This window comes from Verrucomicrobiota bacterium, from assembly GCA_016871535.1.
Lineage (GTDB): Bacteria > Verrucomicrobiota > Verrucomicrobiia > Limisphaerales > SIBE01 > VHCZ01.
In genome coordinates this window covers 1-15824 of the sequence record VHCZ01000147.1, presented here as the reverse complement: position 1 = coordinate 15824, position 15824 = coordinate 1, and the positions used below count along the sequence as shown (strand labels likewise).

The window sequence follows — 15824 nt, the reverse complement described above, 5'->3', positions numbered from 1 at the left end:
GCCTGGGCGACGATTGCCTCCGAGTTGCAGGCGGCGCCCATCGATTTTCATTCGGCCGACCGCGCGCTGGCCGACACCGCCGCCGATTTCAAAGCCCGCTTCAAATTGAGCCTCGCCGACGCCTTCGCCGCCGCGCTGGCGAAGGAAAAGAAAGCCGAACTCGTCACCGGCGACCCGGAGTTCAAGGCGCTGGAAAAGGAGATCAAAATCAACTGGGTGGGATGCGGCTAAAGGAACGCCGCCGAAATGGCTCTGAACGCGAAGGAATGGAATGGAACTGAAGGAAACAAAACCGGAGTACGGCTCGAAACAATTGACGCCGCAGGATCAGCGCGATCAGTGTCGGCGGCCTATTGACGCAAGAGATTTACTACGCGTCGATCCCAAAGATCGGAAGCTCTACGAACCGTTCGAGTTCTCGCTCCCGCACCTGACGGCTTATTCGATCAGTTGGTTGGCGACTTGGGAAATTCCGACGACCTATGAGAACATCAGTGTACTGAACGCCCGTCTGTTTCCTGCGCAGTTTGCTCTCACTGGATTTCCCGAGTCTCCGGACGCCATGCGCACGAACAGAACGTTGCTTCAGATGCGGCCCAAGTATCGCGGACTAGCCACGTCTGATCCACGCAGAGGCGTCTTCTTGACCGAGAAGGGCCGCGAAGCCGCAGCCAAAGTTTTGGAGGCGGTCGGCGCTCCGACCTTCGAGGGAAAGGAAGTTGAGCAGACTTCAGTAGCGGAAGTTCGACCGATGGCGCGTGGACGCGAACGCACGCGGAATCCGGCTCAAATCATCGCGGACGGCAAGGGTAAGCTCCTTTACAGACGATATGCGGAAGGAAGATTCGAGGAAACCGACATCGTTCACTTCCTCGGGCTTGTATCGCTTTACGACCACACCCCACCATCCGAGATTCGCAAAGCGTTGCGCCAACTTAGGGCCGATGCCCAGGCCGCTGAAGACAAGGACTTCTTGGCGTTTCTCGACCGTGTCGAAGAACGATTTTCCGCTTATTTGAACAGGGCAGATACAAAATGAGGAGGCGAATATGATCCGTGATACCTTTGAACCTCGGTTAGCCGCCCGCGAGGAGCGGCGACAACCCAACGAGGCAGTAGGGCGCAGTTTTTGCAAGACAATCGCAGAGCTGATTACGAACAGCGACTCCAGCGCAAAGCGGAAACACAAATTGCAACAAAGCAGTGGCTTGGTGGGTTTGATGTTCGGAGAGGCCAAAGGAAACCACTTGAATACTGCGGCGCTGAAGTCGCAGCTTGCCGGAAAGCAACCGAAACGGAAAATAATCATGGACGTAGTGACTGCCAGGAGTCATGGGCGCACTCCTCGTGAAATTGTCGTGATAGACGAAGCCCAAGGAATGAGTGCTCAGGAGTTGAGGATGGCGCTGGAAGATATTGCCGGCGACCGCAAAGACCTGGCCGGCGGCATGACCGGCAGGAACCTGTTTGGCCGAGGCCTATCCGACGTGCTGCGCGCTCATCGTGAAGCCGTCGTTCAGACGTTCAACGGTGAGCAGTTGACCACGGCACGAGGCGAGTGGGCCAAAAATGGAAGATGGACCATCACGCTGGAGTACTCGGATAAACCTCAGCCAAAGGACTTCAAAAACGGGTTTCTAACCCCAGCAACATCGGGGACTGCTGTCCGACTTGTGCTCAGCGACAAAAGATGCCGAATACCCGACCCGCCCTACATCGTCTCGAAGCTGGCAAATTTCTTCATGCTCCGGCTCATCGCCGCAGACCCCAATGTCGAGTTGATCCTACGGCAGTATCGCGCCGCTGGGGTGCAGACAGATCCCGTGACATTTGACTTCCCCGTCGGCCCTGTCATCGGGTCCTTTTCCGAAAAATTCGACCCAGGCAGGGGGTTTGAGCCCCTCAAAATCGATTTCCTGCTGGCGCGTTCCGATCGGAAGCTTGAAGGGGCGGGTGTTGACCACGAGGCTCGCGAGAATGGCCTGCTCATCGTAGATGACCTCGACGCCGTTTATGACCTGACTTTTGTTGATCCTGATTACGAGCGGGCAGAATTCCTCAGGCATGTCTTTGGCGTCATCAGAGTCAACGGGCTTCGTGCAGTTCTGGAACGGCACCTCAACGTTGACTTTACTTCCCCGCTCCGCGTGGACCGCGAAGGCTTCAATCGGGAGCATGAGTTTAGCAAGGCTCTGCTTGAGTTTCTCGCCAAAGAACTACGCCCCCGCTACGACCGCGAGAGAAAGCGGGTCGAAGAACGAGACCAGAGCAAGTTTTCGGAGCAAACCCGCAAGAAGATCGAGGACGCGCTCAAACACTTGAACAAGTTTTTCCAGCAGATAACGGAGAAGACCGGCCCCGGTTCAGGCGGCGAAGATGAGATACCTCAACCGCCAACTGAACCAGTGGCGTTTTTTCCTCGCACGACAAAGCTCACCGCGGGCCGTCCGCGAAAGGTGTTACTCCTCGTGCGAGACGACATGGTGAACGACGGTTGTGAGATTGTAGCGACCGCCACCGACGGCATCACCGTGCAGCCAGAAACCGAGAGAGTTTACCGAAAGCAAAGCCCACGATGGCCACCGCACCAGAACTTTTTCGCCTTCGCCTATACAGTGTCCGCATCCACAGTGGGTCTGCATGGAACTGTGGACGCCTTGGTCGAATGCTCTGACGGAAATCCAGTGCCGGCAACTCTCCAAATCGAGGACGTGTTGGACGAACCGGTTATTTCCCCTCCGGCGATAATGGAGTTTCGACCGCAGACTTCGATGGGGCGCCCGAACCGGCGAAACAACCTCGTTCTTTACGTGAACCCTTGCGTCGTTACGCCAGGCCACTATGTCAGATTCGCCATTACCAAACAGCTTGGGAGCGTCGATCTCATTGACTTGGCAGGAAGCGCCGTTCAGCAGTTCGACATCAAACTCGATGCAAACCAGCACGGTGTTCGAGGGCAGAACGTGCTGCGGGTTCTCGTCCCCTGGAGAGGAACTGCCTGGAACCAGCACGCGACGGTTGAGGCGCGCACCAAGATCAGCTCGGATCACGTCGTTGCTCCCGGCTACATCCGGCTCGATGAACCGGATCCGAATGACGCCGGCTTCTTTCAGCGCGTGGAATACGATGAACTTGACGATCACGCTCCGAGCAAGTTCGCAGCAGGTGTTATCACCATCAATACACTCGACCCGCTGAACAAGTTCATTTTCGGGACAGGCACAACGAAGGAAGAAGCGCGGAAGGAATTCGATCGCAGGCTCAGCCAAGATACGCAGGCACAACAGCGTTTGGCCTCGCTCTTGGTCGAGGAGGTTTCGTTCAGAACGCTACAACAGCAATTTGATGATAACGATCTTCTTCTACCTCCGAGGCGGGAAATTGCCGAAATTCATGCCAAGGTCGATGAGCACAAGTTCAAATTAGCCAACGACGTTTATCGGGCGTTGGTAAAGTAGGATTTCGGCTGGGACCTTGCGATCCAAGGCGAGGTTGTCAGAGGCGAGTTTGGCTTCGGCTGGTAAACTGGCTGGCCAAATGGCCGACGCTTGAGGTGGCCCGCAATGGCGGCGGAGATACGCTTTCGTGCGACGGCCAGATACTTCTCCTTGATGTCGGCACCCGCCACACGCCTCTCGTGAAGCACAGCCGCGACGGCCACAGTGCCGACACCAAGGAATGGATCGACTACCAAATCTCCTTCTTTAGCGAGCGCGAGAATGAGCCGCTCTGGAATCTCAATCGGAAACTGGCAAGGATGGGAGGTCTTTTCGACGTGGTTGTTTTTCACGTTCGGAATGATCCAAACATCGCCGGGGTTCTTGCCAAGTGGATTGCAGGAATACTGACCACGGCGATCCCCCTTGTAAGCGAGCTTGCCCGGATACTTCTGAGGGATTCGCACCGCGTCGAGATTGAACACGTATTTGTCGCCCTTTGAATACCAGAGGATCGTCTCGTGCCTGCCGGAAAACCGATTCTTGCAGTGAAGTCCGTGCTCGAAATGCCACACAATTCGGTTACGGAGTCGGATGACGTCCGTGCTCGCATACTCTGCGAACAGCGGGTGGAGCAAGATATCCAGCGGGATCATCTGTCCGTGCCCGTTGACGTGGTTCCCGACCTGCCAACAAATGCTCCCACCGGGCCGCACGATCCTGACGCACTCCTCGATAACCACGCGCTGGAACTTCAAGTAGTCTTCAATCGTGACTTCCTTTTCGTATTCCTTTCCCACGTTGTAAGGCGGGGAAGTGACAACAAGTTGAGCCGATTCGTCGTGGATCTTACGCAGCAACTCAACGCAATCACCGCGAAATAACGTCACGTCATTTGTATCCCGAAAGTGCTGGGCTATTTTCATTCGTTCACATTCATTCTACCACGAACTGCAAATGGATCCAGCAATTTCACCCGCCGCTAAATCAGGCTTTCATCTCCTCGAATTCGTTGCGGTGTGACACCTCGGCGCGGTGAGTCGTTGGATGGTCGATGGCTTACTCTCTGGCAACGATGGGCGACCAACTGACCGCGCTTCGCCCGGCCAGATCAGCCGTGGCGGCGCGGAGGCGGTAGTGGCCCGGTCGGTCAAGCTTGAATTCAACCACGACGTCCACGCGCTTGCCGTCTCGCGCGGCGCGTGGCTTCGACGCGGCTGATTGAAGAAAACGATGATCTTCTTCGTCTGGCCCGTAGAGTTCCCAGGCGACCATGGCGTTCTGATAAACACCCTGGCGGTCCGTGCCCAACGTGTAAAAGACCGGCGCGGTGGTTTCGACGACGGTCGCGCGGGCCGTGATCGCGAGCGGGGCTTTTCCCTGGTCCGCGGACAGCGTTACGCTGAGTTCGGGTGGAGCGCCGGACGGTCGCACAGGGGTTCGCGCGCGATCCAGCGTCAAAGATTTTCCATCTTCGATCACATCCACTTTTCCATCTTCGCGGACGCGCACGATTTCCCGGTAACCCGCCGGCTGAATGCCGGGCAAGTCCCACAACAGATCGAAGGCAACGCCCAGCCGGAGGCAGCGTTCGATTTCCACAAAGAAGTTTCGCATGACGTCGCGGTATTTCACGCCCTTCGCGTTGAGGCGTTCGAGATTCAGTTCGCCAACGCCCCACAAGCTCCCTTTCCCCAGTTGCACATGTCCCAGGTTGTAGCCGGGCGGCAGCAAGATGACGACTTCCGCGGCGTGACGGAGTTTTTCCAGATCGCGTTGCGGAAAATTCTCGACGCGCATCTGGAGATTCCGCGCCAGCGCCAGGCATTCGGGGTAAGGCACACAGGCGAGCTGGGCGTTGTCCCAAAAGAAAAAGCGCGTCGCACCCAGATCGTAGGCGTGGCTCAGGAACCAGAACGCGTCCGCCCGATCCACCGCGCCGTAAATGCTCGTGCCCCACGTCTTGCCCGTGAGCCGCGCAGCGCCGCGCAGGAAGCCGTAGAGAATGCCGATGAAATTCTTCGGATCATCGACTGCAAGCTGACAGCCGTAAGTCATGTTCAATTCCGGCAGCGTCCGGAGCGTGCCGACGCGTCCGGGAGGCTCGAAGACCATCGCCGCAGGCACGGCGGGATCTTGCGACAACTGGTAAGCCGCCGTGCTCACCATCGTCTCCCAACTGAACAAATTCTCCTGCCGGAATTGCACGTCGCCCAGCGCGACATCCGGTCTTGCGGCCAGCCCTTTGAGCAGAACCGTGGGCGCGCCCTCTTGCCACGCGTGACGGAAGTATTCGCGAAATGCGTCGAAAGCGATTTGCGGAGTCAGCGCTTTCCGAAACGCGGCGTCCTTCTCCAAACGGGGCCGGATCACATGGTCTCGGGTGGAGACCGCCGGTTCGTCCAGGAACAACGCCGGGCCGAGGTAACGGCTGTCGTAGAGACATTCCGGATACGAGACATCCTTTCCGCCCACACCCCAATAGAAGACGTGGAGATCTTCAATCCAGGGGAGTTGCCCGGCGTCAACCTTCAGGCAGTTGATGCCGGCGTCCGCCATCTCACGGAAATCCTCGCGCGTCAGCCGGACCATCTCGTAGTCGGAGCCGTCATAGCGGCGAGTCTCGTCCTTTTGCCGCGCGTTGCTCGGAACGCCGACCAGCACATCGGGGAGCAATTCGATCCGTTGGAGGCCCGGAGGCGCCATGGCCACGTCCGCCTCGTCCACGGCTTCGAGCCGATACGGATGCCCGAGGTAGCGCGTCTGCTTTGGGAATCCGCCTGCTTGATGGGGATCTTCGCTTGGCTCTGTGGAATGAGGGATCAGATATCGCCAGCCACCCAAGGAAGGCAGCACGGCTTCGCCCGAGAGCCGGTTATGGAATTCGCGGGGAGCTGCTGCGCCATGCTGAACGACAAAACGCGCGATGCGTTTCCGAGCGTCGCTCAGCGTCCTGGTTGGATAACTCGCGGCGAGCAACCAAACGCGAAACTCCTCGCCGTTGGTTTTTGTCGCGTGCAGCCGGAGCCACTGGCCATCGCCTTGCGCTGTGGGTTCGATGGCCCCCCAGGCGACGGAGTAAGCCTTCACCGTGGTTCCAGGCAAGCCCGTTTCCGTTTGATGAACGTATCGCGCTGATTGGCCGGGCGGGCCCAAAGGCGGCGTCCTTGGCAACTCTGCCTCGGCGGAAGTGCGAAAGATGCACGCCGAAATTGCCACTGACAGTAAGCCGATCGTCGCCAGCTTCACGCACCGAGATTACACGAAGTGGTCCAGCCCTCGCAGTACTAAACTCCCGTCCCATCTGGGCGATCCGTACACTGCTCCCCCGTCCTGCGGCAGAATGCCTGCGATGTTTCGCCCCGCGCAATAGCGGGCGAACCGAGGGCTGGTTCAGCGGGGCTTGTGGACCGCCAAAGCCTTCCTGCAGTAGGGAAAGATCCGGCTATCGTCTGTCTGTGAGCGCGGTTGAACTTGCTCTCGAAAAAGTCAAGAAGCTCTCTGAAAGCGAAGCTCGTGAGCTTCTGAGTTGGATGCGACACTTCGCCTGCCACAATTACGTGAAGCAGAAACGTCAAGGTGCGATTCTCAAGCACCCAATTGCGGACATTCTCATCGGCGCATTCGCCCTGCGGTTTCAAGGCTTGTTGACGCGCAACGGCAGGGAATTCCGCAGGCTTGTTCCATCGCTCACCGTCGTTGAATCATGACACGGTGCGGCGAGCGCGAGTGCATGGCGACCGTGCCAGGGGGAATCACCTTGAAGATCCCGGCTCCCAGTTGCAGCCGTTCAGGTGATTCGGGTTGGTGGCCAGATCTCTACTCAACTCTGCGCTACGGGGACAATGTTCAAGAAGTGCCCCTCACCGCCACTCGTGCTTGGGATACTTGCGCTGAAGCTCCTGCTTGATGCGCGGGTAATGTTCCTTCCAAAATCCGGGCAGGTCTTGGGTGATCTGCACATCCCGCATGTTCGGCGCAAGAATGTGGATCAAGACCGCAACGCGCCCCAGGGCCAACCGCGGCGTGGCCTGCACGCCGAACAACTCCTGAATTCGCAAGGCGATGTAAGGCGGGCCGTCGGCGACGTAAGTCACCTTCGGATTTTTTCCGTTCGAGAGCGCCAACCGCTCCGGCGCGTGTTTCTCCACGAGTTCCTGCTGCCCGTCCGAAAGCCAGGATTTGATCGCGGATTTCACCTCGCGATCCTTGATGTCTTTGTAAGAAATCGCGCCGTGGCAAATCTGTTCGACCAGGTGCCGCCGATCCGCTTCCTGAATCGGAGTCAATTGAAGCTCCGGGCACCACTGGCTCAGCAGATTCAGCCGCAGAATCCACTGGTCCACGCTGTGATCCCAGTGCTTCAAGACCAGACGGCCCTGCAGGACTTCATCCGCCAGAATCCGCGCCGCGGCGTCCGCCGGGGGCGGTTCGAGGCGGCGCGCGGACAACGCCAGATCGCGAAAGCGGAGTTGTTCTTCCGCGTAAACACGCCGCGTCGCCGCGTCGTAATAAACGCGCGATTCGCTCAGGAGGTCCTCGGGAAACAACTGGCGCAGCCAGTCGGCCTCAATCGCCGTGGCCAGAGACAACAGCGTGTTCACGGATTGCTCGCGGCCTTCGATCTCGCGCACTTCGGCGGCAACCAAGAGCGGGCTTTGCTGCACCACGCTTTCGCGCGCCAGCGTGCCGCGGCGGTTGTGCGCCAATTCACAGCGCAGCGTGCCTTCGTCCAATCGCCGCGCGACGCGGTCGGAAAAACCAATCAGGATGCACTTCTGCAGTGCTTCATCCGGCACGGAAACGGGTTCGGCGCGCAAGCCTTCGCGTCTCGCGATTTCGAGGAATTGGTCGAGCAACGGTCCGACTTGCCGAGCCGTGACCGCGTGAACGCCAACCTTCCGGCACGCTTCCAACCGGAAGCCGTTCTTCGCCGCGTAATTCCAGGCGCGCATCAGAATCCAGAAATCCGACGACGCGCGTTCGCCAAACAAGTCTTCGCGGAAGGATTCGACCTGTTTGCCGGGATTCCGGATCAACAGATCGCGGCCCTGGGTCAACGCCGCGACGAGGCACGCTTGATAAACGCAGCCGTATTCTTGCGCGGCCAAGAGCATGCGCGCATAGCGCGGGTGTACCGGGAACGCGAGCATGCGGCGGCCTAAGTCTGTGATCGCGAGAGGTGGGAGAGGATCGGCTCGTGTGCCTGGCGCGCTTTGAGAATTCGAGGCGCTGGTTTCGTGTCCGCCGCTTTCTCCCTCACCCTGGCCCTCTCCCCAGGGAGAGGGGATTTGTCCCGCAGCCGTGGATGAATCCGGGGCTTCAGCTCGTCGAGACACGCTGACGGCGCGGCTCCCTCTCCCAGCGGGAGAGGGCCGGGGTGAGGGGGAAGGCGCCGCAGGTCCAGCATTAATGCCAGATTTCTCCGAAGCATCGGATTGGGACAAGCTGGAAGCTTGTCCTACTTTTAGCGCACCCAAATCCGTGAGCAGTTCCTCGGCGTGCGCCAGGGCTTCTTCCTTGGGCGGTTCGAGCCAGCGGAAGCGACGCAAATCCTGAACGCCCGCGGCTTTCAGCGTCAGCACGACTTCGGAGAGATCGAGCCGTTTGATTTCCGGAAGCTCGTGCGTCGGCCTTTCCAGATGCTCTTGATGCGACCATAACCGCACGCATCGGCCCGGCGCCGTGCGGCCCGCGCGCCCGGCGCGTTGATCGGCCGAGGCGCGGCTGATTTTCTCGATGAGCAGCGTATTGATGCCGCGATTCGGATCGTAACGCGGAATCCGCGCCAGGCCGCTGTCGATCACCAGGCGCACGCCGTCAATCGTCAGGGAAGTCTCGGCGACGTTGGTCGATACCACGACCTTGGGTTGACCATACCGCGCGACGGCGGCGTCCTGGTCGCGCGGAGGAAGTTCGCCGTGCAACGGAAGAATCACGAAGCCCTTTGACTCCGGAGTTTGCCGGATCGCCTCGATCGTCTGTTGAATCTCGAAACTGCCCGGCATGAACACGAGCACGTCGCCCTCGCCGCCCGACCGGACAAAATCGCCGAACGCTTCCGCCGCGAGTTCCCAAACGGGCGGAGCGTTGGACGGCGCGCGGCGCGCGGCAAATTCGATGTCCACCGGAAAAATCCGCCCCTCCGATGACAGCGTGGCGCACGGGTTGAGGTAAGACTGGAGCGCGCCCGCATCCAGTGTCGCGGACATGACGAGCAGCAGCAAATCCGGGCGCGCGTTTTCTTGAAGGTCCAACGCCTGCGCCAGCGTGATGTCGCCATAAAGATGGCGCTCGTGAAACTCGTCAAAGATCAGCGCTTGCACGCCGGCCAATCTGGGGTCCTGCACGATTTGCCGGAGGAGGATGCCTTCGGTGACGTATTTGATTTTTGTTTCTGAGCCCGCGACGTGCTCGAAGCGGATTTGATAGCCGACTTCGCGCCCCAGTTCCACCTGGCGTTCTTGAGCGACGCGGGCCGCAAGCATGCGCGCCGCCAAACGGCGCGGCTGCAAAATCACGACCTGGCCGGTGCTCAAGAAACCGTGCTCCAGCAGCATCTGCGGCACTTGCGTCGATTTGCCCGAGCCGGTCGGCGCCTGCACGATGAGGCGCCGGTTTTGTTTCAGGCGAGCGACGATCTCCGCTTCGATTTCGTAGATGGGCAATCGTTCTGGCATGGCGAATTTCTCCGAGAACGATGCATTTGGCAGCGCCGCTTGACAATCTGCGAGTTTGGCTCGGCTTTGCCGCGGCGCATCTCAGAACGAGGACATTCCGTAACGGATTGTAGCGCAGACTTGCAGTCTGCCGTATCGCCGATTTGTCATCGGCGGCGCTCCGGCAGATTCCAGGGTGCCGGAACTTGTCGATACCTTGCGGAATGCAATTCCGCGATGCGGCGCAGCGCGGCGAAGCCGCAACCAAACTTTTTGGACTGCGGCGGGAAACGAAGCGCCACGCCGCTTTGGTCGCCATGGCTCGCCGTGCCAAAGCTGTGTCGCCGCTACGCTCTGCCACCGCAGTCCAAAATCGTCGCAAGCTGCGGCGATTTCCGGTGATACTGATAATAGACTGAAAATCTGCGCTACGCAGGCGATTCCTCGGAACTCAGCGTCCTCATTCGATGCGCTCGGTTTTGCCGTGCGCTAAAACTTGCGGATTGCTGACAGCCCCCGGGTGAAGCACCATCGCCGGGTATGATGGATGTACTATGAGAAAGCACAACCAGGTTGAGACGGGCGTGGCGTGGTACAGCCAAGACCAGTATTCCCTTTTGCGAGCTTTGGCCGCTGATGCGGATTCTTTGCACCCGACCTATGAGGAGTGGCGCGCAGCCGCCACCAAGCTGATTGAGGATTTGCGGTCGAAGGGCGTGACTGCCTACAAGGTGGATGTGGATGTTCACGAATTGGCTGCGTGGTGCAAACGAGAGGGCCGGCCCTTCGACGGCGCCGCCCGCGCCACTTTTGTGAGCAAGATTCAGCGAGACAGCGCCTGAGCCTTTCGAGAGGCGTGTGTCTCATACTGTAAACCGTGACAGCCGGAGGCGTGCGCGCTAGTTTCTGCGCATGGCAAATCGCACGCTGACGCTCGGCCATTCGCCCGATCCCGACGACGCGTTCATGTTCTACGCGCTGGCCAAGGATTTGATCGCTTCACCCGGATTTCGGTTTCAGCACGTGCTCCAAGACATTCAGACGTTGAATGAGCGCGCGCGCCGAGGCGAACTGGACATTACGGCCATCAGCATCCACGCCTACGCTTACGTCAGCGACCAATACGCAGTGCTCCCCAGCGGCGCGAGCATGGGCGACGGTTACGGGCCGGTGCTGGTGGCGAAGCGCGCCTTCACCACAGAGGACATTGCGCGCCGACGAATTGCCGTTCCGGGCACGATGACGAGCGCGTTTCTCGCCCTGCAACTCTGGCTAGGGAAGCCCGCTTCCGAGATCGACTGTGTCGTCGTGCCGTTCGATCAGATTTTTCACGCGGTGCGCTCGGACCAGGCCGACGTCGGTTTGATCATCCACGAAGGGCAGTTGACTTACCGCGATCAGGGGCTGCAATTGTGCCAGGATCTGGGCATCTGGTGGGGCCAGGAGAACGATGGTTTGCCTTTGCCGCTCGGGGGCAACGTCATTCACAAACGGTTCGATCCCCTCACGCGCAAGATCATTTCCGACATCCTCACCGCCAGCATCCGGTATTCGCTCGACCACCGTTCCGAGGCCGTGCAGCACGCACTTCAATACGCTCGCGACATGGGACGCGAGTTAGCCGACCGATTCGTCGGAATGTACGTGAACCACTGGACGCTGAATTACGGCGAAAAGGGCCGGGAATCGATCCGGAGATTTCTGACGCAGGCACACGAACGCAAACTCATCCCCTGTTGTCCCGAACTGGAATTCGTGAGTTGAGACGCGAATTTCACGAATCTTCACGAATTCCGAGAGAGAATTCCCCAAAACCCCTGAAATCGCTGTGCGGCAGCACAGCCCTACCGGAAGGCGGATCAAAGTCGTCTTGCCGCTTGACCCAGATCAAAGAATTTCTCGGCGCACCTCAGTTAGGTGCCGGAGCCGGTAGTTCCGGCTTTTCGTGAAACGTTCGAGAACAACCTGCGCAGCGAATGGGGGCCTTATGACCAGTATTGACCAACTGTTTTCCCGCCGAACCTTCCTCAAGATTTCCAGCGCCACCGTGCTTGGCGAAATGGCGCTCTCCCTCCCGAGGAGAACAGCCGCCGAGGAACCGGAGCGCCTCAAACCGATCGGTGAAGCCAAGGGCATTCACCCCGGCCGCGTGGTTTGGGTCCACGATCCGGAAGCGCCCATTGGAATGGGCCGGGTGACGGGCATTGGTGGGAAAACGCGCACACCGATCCGCAGCGTGTGGACGCCATGATGTCGCGGTCCGTGCGCGAATTGGCAGGCGAGTCGTCCGACACGCAGGCCTGGGACAAACTCTTCCGGCATCTTAACAAAGCGCGAGGAAGAGGCGATGTCGGCTACAGAAAAGGCGAAAAGATCGCGATCAAAGTGAATTTCGTGGGAATGATCTGGCGGGACAAGAACGTGAATGCCGAGACTTACGCGCTGGAGAGGAGGCGCGATTACATGAACACCGCGCCGCAGATGATTTCCGCGTTGCTTCGCCAGCTTGTCGCAGCCGCCGGCGCAAATGAAGCGGACATTTCCGTGGGCGACACCCTCGCCTATTTCGCCAACGAGTATTACGACCCGCTTCATAAGGCCTTTCCTGCCGTGCGCTACGTGGACCACGGTGGAAAATTTGGGCGGACTCAATGCACGCCTTCGCCTGTGCCGTTCCATTGGAGTTCACGTCCGCAAGGCAAGGAGCAGGATTTTCTGCCTGGATTCATCGCAGAGGCCGATTATTTGATCAACCTGGCGAACCTGAAGGCCCACACCGCCGCCGGAGTCACGCTGTGCGCCAAGAATCATTTCGGCTCGCTCGTGCGGTGGCCGGTGCAAGCCGGATACTACGACATTCATCCCGCCACGTTTTCCAAGGAAGTGAAAGTGTACCGCCCGCTCGTGGATCTGATGGGCCATGCGCATTTCGGCGGCAAAACCATCCTCTACCTGATCGACGGCCTTTATCCAGGCAAACATCCGAGCGATCCTGCGCCGCGCCAATGGAACTCGGCCCCGTTTAACGGCGGCTGGGCGTCGAGTCTCTTGGCGTCACAGGATCCCGTCGCGATCGATTCCGTTGGCTACGACTTTCTTTGGACCGAATGGGAGGATTATCCGAGGAAGGGCGGTGTGGACGACTATCTGCACGAAGCGGCGCTGGCGGAACAACCGCCGTCCGGGACCTTCTACGATCCCGACCACGCCACTCACGTCAAAAGGCTGACGAGCCTCGGCGTGCACGAACATCGGAACAACGCGCAAGAGAAGAAATATTCGCGCAACCTTGGAAAAGAGAAGGGAATCGAGCTTGTGGTGCCAAGCTGACTTGAACAAACCGGTTCTTCGCTCAGTGGCGACGCGCCGGTGGTTTGATCGTCACCTTCCCCCTCACCCCGGCCCTCTCCTTGGGGGGGGGTCTTCGAGGATTGGAGTGGGTAGGAAAGAAGGGGAATCAGTTAAAAAAGGAGTTCAAAGGGAAGATCTGAGCGTGATGTGGAAGCGTCCGATGGCCGAGGCCCGCCGCGCTTCGCGCCGAACTCCACTTCGCTGCCGCTCCGTTGCGTCGGGCCAGGCCCAAATCCTCGCCTAAGGATTTTGAAAACGAGTCTTGAGCCGGTGGGCGTGGCATTTTCGATAGACGCGATTCAATACGAAATCTATTGAACCGCGACGTTGGCACGCCCCGAACTGGCCGCATCGCAAGGATGGTTTTGAAGATTTAGGCGAGGAACATGGCCAGGCTTTTGGGTTTGTCGGGAAGGCGTCGGTTTGGCAATCTGGCGGGCACTCATGATGCATATCGAGATTCAGAAACATTACGCGCAACTTTTAGGCCTCCAGAGCCCCTGGAAAATCCAGAACGTCGAACTCAAGCTGAAGGAAAAATGCGTGGACATCGAACTGGGTTTGGAATGGGGTTCTCCGGTCCAATGTTCGATTTGCGGCTGTGAGTGTTCGATTTACGACAGCGCGGAGGAGCGGACGTGGCGGCACCTGGATATGATGCAGTTTCGGACCGATATCCGGGCGAAGGTGCCTCGCGCGGATTGTCCGACGCACGGGGTTCTGACCGTGGCCGTGCCGTGGGCCGGGCCGAGAAGCCGCTTCACCCTTTTGTTCGAGCGGATGGCCATCGAGGTGCTGAAAGCCAGCGCCAGTATCCAGAGTGCGTGCGAGTGGTTGAAGATCGGATGGGAAAGCGCGCAGGCGATTATGCGGCGCGGGGTGGAACGGGGTATGGAGCGCCGGGAATTAGAGGAGTTGAAGCATCTTGGGTTGGATGAGAAGAGCTTCAAAGGAGGCCAGTCGTATATCACGGTTCTGACCGACTTGGAGGAATCGAGAGTGCTGGAAGTGGTGCCGGAGCGGACGCAGGAAGCGGCGGAGCAGGTGCTGGGAACCTTAAGCCCGGAACAGAAGGAGATGGTGGAAGCGGTGGCGGTGGACATGTGGGAGCCCTTTGTGCGGGCGATCACGGCTCAAATGCCGGAGGCGGCGGTGGTGCATGACAAGTATCATGTGAGCGCGTATTTGAACAAGGCGGTGGATGAGGTCCGGCGGCAGGAGCACCAGCAATTGCAGGAAACTGAAGATCAGACGCTCACTGGAACGCGTCATCTCTGGTTGTATAATCCGCAGAATTGGAGCGAGAAACAGTCCTCGGAATTCACGGCACTGAAGGATCTCAATTTGAAAGTGGGGAGGGCCTGGGGCGGGCAAGGAATTGTTCACGAAGTTCTGGGAGTATCGAGAGGAAGGATGGGCGCGGAGATTCTTCAAAGATTGGTATGGCTGGATGAGCCGGAGCCGTCTCGAGCCGATGAAGAAAGTGGCGCGGATGCTCAAGAGGCACTTGGAGAACTTACTGACCTATATCACGCACCCGATTACCAATGGAGTGACGGAGGGGTTGAACTCCAAAATACAGGCTCTGAGAGGGGCTGCGCGGGGTTTCCGAAACTTCCCGAACTACCGGATTCGCATCTTATTCTTCTGCGGGAAGTTAGATCTCTACCCACTGTAATCCGTGAAGAACCCCTTGGGGAGAGGGCCAGGGCGATGGGAAAGGGAGCGGACACCGGCCGGTTGTTTCCAAGATCGTCCACGACGCCAGCCACTCAGAACAGCGAAGAACCAACGAAATTCTTAAGGACTCTGTGAACCCAACGTGCAATATGTTTCTCACACTTCTCCTCGTCACCTTCATCGTTTCAACCCTTGTCTCCGTCATCGTGGCTCGCGTCTTCCGCTCTCCCGTGGAGAAAATTCTGAAGCGGATCATTGCGGACGAACTCAGCGCGGCCTGGCTGCGTTATTTGATGTTCGCCTTGTACGTGGTCGGCATTTCGAGCGGAGTGCGCGTTTGGGACCTGGAGAAATACATCACTCGGCCTCTGGTGAAAGGCGCGGAGATTGTCGAACTGACCATGGAGCGCTGGGTACTGGAGGTTTACCGGACGATCATCAGCACGCTTCAGGGTGTCGCCTGGGTGCTGCTGGTCTTTTTCCTGTGCACGCTCTTCGCGTTCCTGGTCAGCCGCTTCTTCGAGGGCAGGAAAGCCCCCAGCGCCGCCGGGCCGACCAATCCCTGAGCTTAGTGGTCCGTTTCGTAAATACGCTCACGTTCGTTGCGCCCAATTTGGCCTGGGGCAAGGCGCGACGAGCGAGCATCCCCCGCCAGTGGGGCTGTGACCGAGGAGCAACGCAGCCCCAGGCAAAATTC

Annotated in this window: 13 protein-coding genes; 10 read left to right on the top strand and 3 right to left on the bottom strand. The window is 58.8% G+C overall.

What is annotated here, in order from left to right:
* From FJ398_17735 to FJ398_17725, 3 genes are all read left to right on the top strand, one after another.
* Positions 1-231: PIN domain-containing protein (locus FJ398_17735; GenBank protein MBM3839772.1), on the top strand; the 231-nt coding region annotated here is incomplete at its 5' end.
* Between the two features lie 40 nt (positions 232-271).
* Positions 272-1039: a hypothetical protein gene (locus FJ398_17730; GenBank protein MBM3839771.1), complete on the top strand. Its 768-nt coding sequence runs from the start codon at positions 272-274 to the stop codon at positions 1037-1039.
* 10 nt (positions 1040-1049) lie between these two features.
* Positions 1050-3458: a hypothetical protein gene (locus FJ398_17725; protein ID MBM3839770.1), complete on the top strand. Its 2409-nt coding sequence runs from the start codon at positions 1050-1052 to the stop codon at positions 3456-3458.
* Here FJ398_17725 and FJ398_17720 read toward each other — a convergent pair.
* Both FJ398_17720 and FJ398_17715 read right to left on the bottom strand, forming a co-directional pair.
* Positions 3437-4363, bottom strand: coding sequence for a site-specific DNA-methyltransferase (locus tag FJ398_17720; GenBank protein ID MBM3839769.1), 927 nt, complete (start codon positions 4361-4363; stop codon positions 3437-3439). The genes FJ398_17725 and FJ398_17720 overlap by 22 nt on opposite strands.
* Positions 4364-4496: 133 nt before the next feature.
* Entirely contained in the window at positions 4497-6542 is a 2046-nt protein-coding gene (locus tag FJ398_17715) for a hypothetical protein (GenBank protein ID MBM3839768.1), read from the bottom strand.
* Positions 6543-6895: 353 nt separating this feature from the next.
* Between FJ398_17715 and FJ398_17710 the strand changes: the two genes are divergently transcribed.
* The gene (locus tag FJ398_17710) at positions 6896-7147 is read left to right on the top strand and encodes a type II toxin-antitoxin system VapC family toxin (protein MBM3839767.1); all 252 of its coding nucleotides are present in this window, start codon (positions 6896-6898) and stop codon (positions 7145-7147) included.
* Positions 7148-7300: 153 nt separating this feature from the next.
* Here FJ398_17710 and FJ398_17705 read toward each other — a convergent pair whose 3' ends face one another.
* Complete coding sequence (locus FJ398_17705; GenBank protein ID MBM3839766.1) at positions 7301-10117, bottom strand: ATP-dependent RNA helicase; 2817 nt, start codon at positions 10115-10117, stop codon at positions 7301-7303.
* Positions 10118-10650: 533 nt separating this feature from the next.
* Between FJ398_17705 and FJ398_17700 the strand changes: the two genes are divergently transcribed.
* From FJ398_17700 to FJ398_17675, 6 genes are all read left to right on the top strand, one after another.
* The gene (locus FJ398_17700) at positions 10651-10938 is read left to right on the top strand and encodes a hypothetical protein (GenBank protein MBM3839765.1); all 288 of its coding nucleotides are present in this window, start codon (positions 10651-10653) and stop codon (positions 10936-10938) included.
* A 70-nt stretch (positions 10939-11008) separates the two neighbouring features.
* Positions 11009-11860, top strand: coding sequence for an ABC transporter substrate-binding protein (locus FJ398_17695; GenBank protein ID MBM3839764.1), 852 nt, complete (start codon positions 11009-11011; stop codon positions 11858-11860).
* Between the two features lie 223 nt (positions 11861-12083).
* Complete coding sequence (locus FJ398_17690; protein MBM3839763.1) at positions 12084-12347, top strand: hypothetical protein; 264 nt, start codon at positions 12084-12086, stop codon at positions 12345-12347.
* Positions 12344-13426, top strand: coding sequence for a DUF362 domain-containing protein (locus FJ398_17685; protein ID MBM3839762.1), 1083 nt, complete (start codon positions 12344-12346; stop codon positions 13424-13426). The genes FJ398_17690 and FJ398_17685 overlap by 4 nt, the downstream gene beginning before the upstream one ends.
* Positions 13427-13891: 465 nt before the next feature.
* Positions 13892-15262, top strand: coding sequence for an ISL3 family transposase (locus FJ398_17680; protein MBM3839761.1), 1371 nt, complete (start codon positions 13892-13894; stop codon positions 15260-15262).
* Positions 15263-15276: 14 nt separating this feature from the next.
* A complete protein-coding gene (locus FJ398_17675; GenBank protein ID MBM3839760.1) occupies positions 15277-15693 on the top strand; it encodes a hypothetical protein in 417 nt (138 codons plus the stop codon).
* Positions 15694-15824 lie beyond the last annotated feature (131 nt).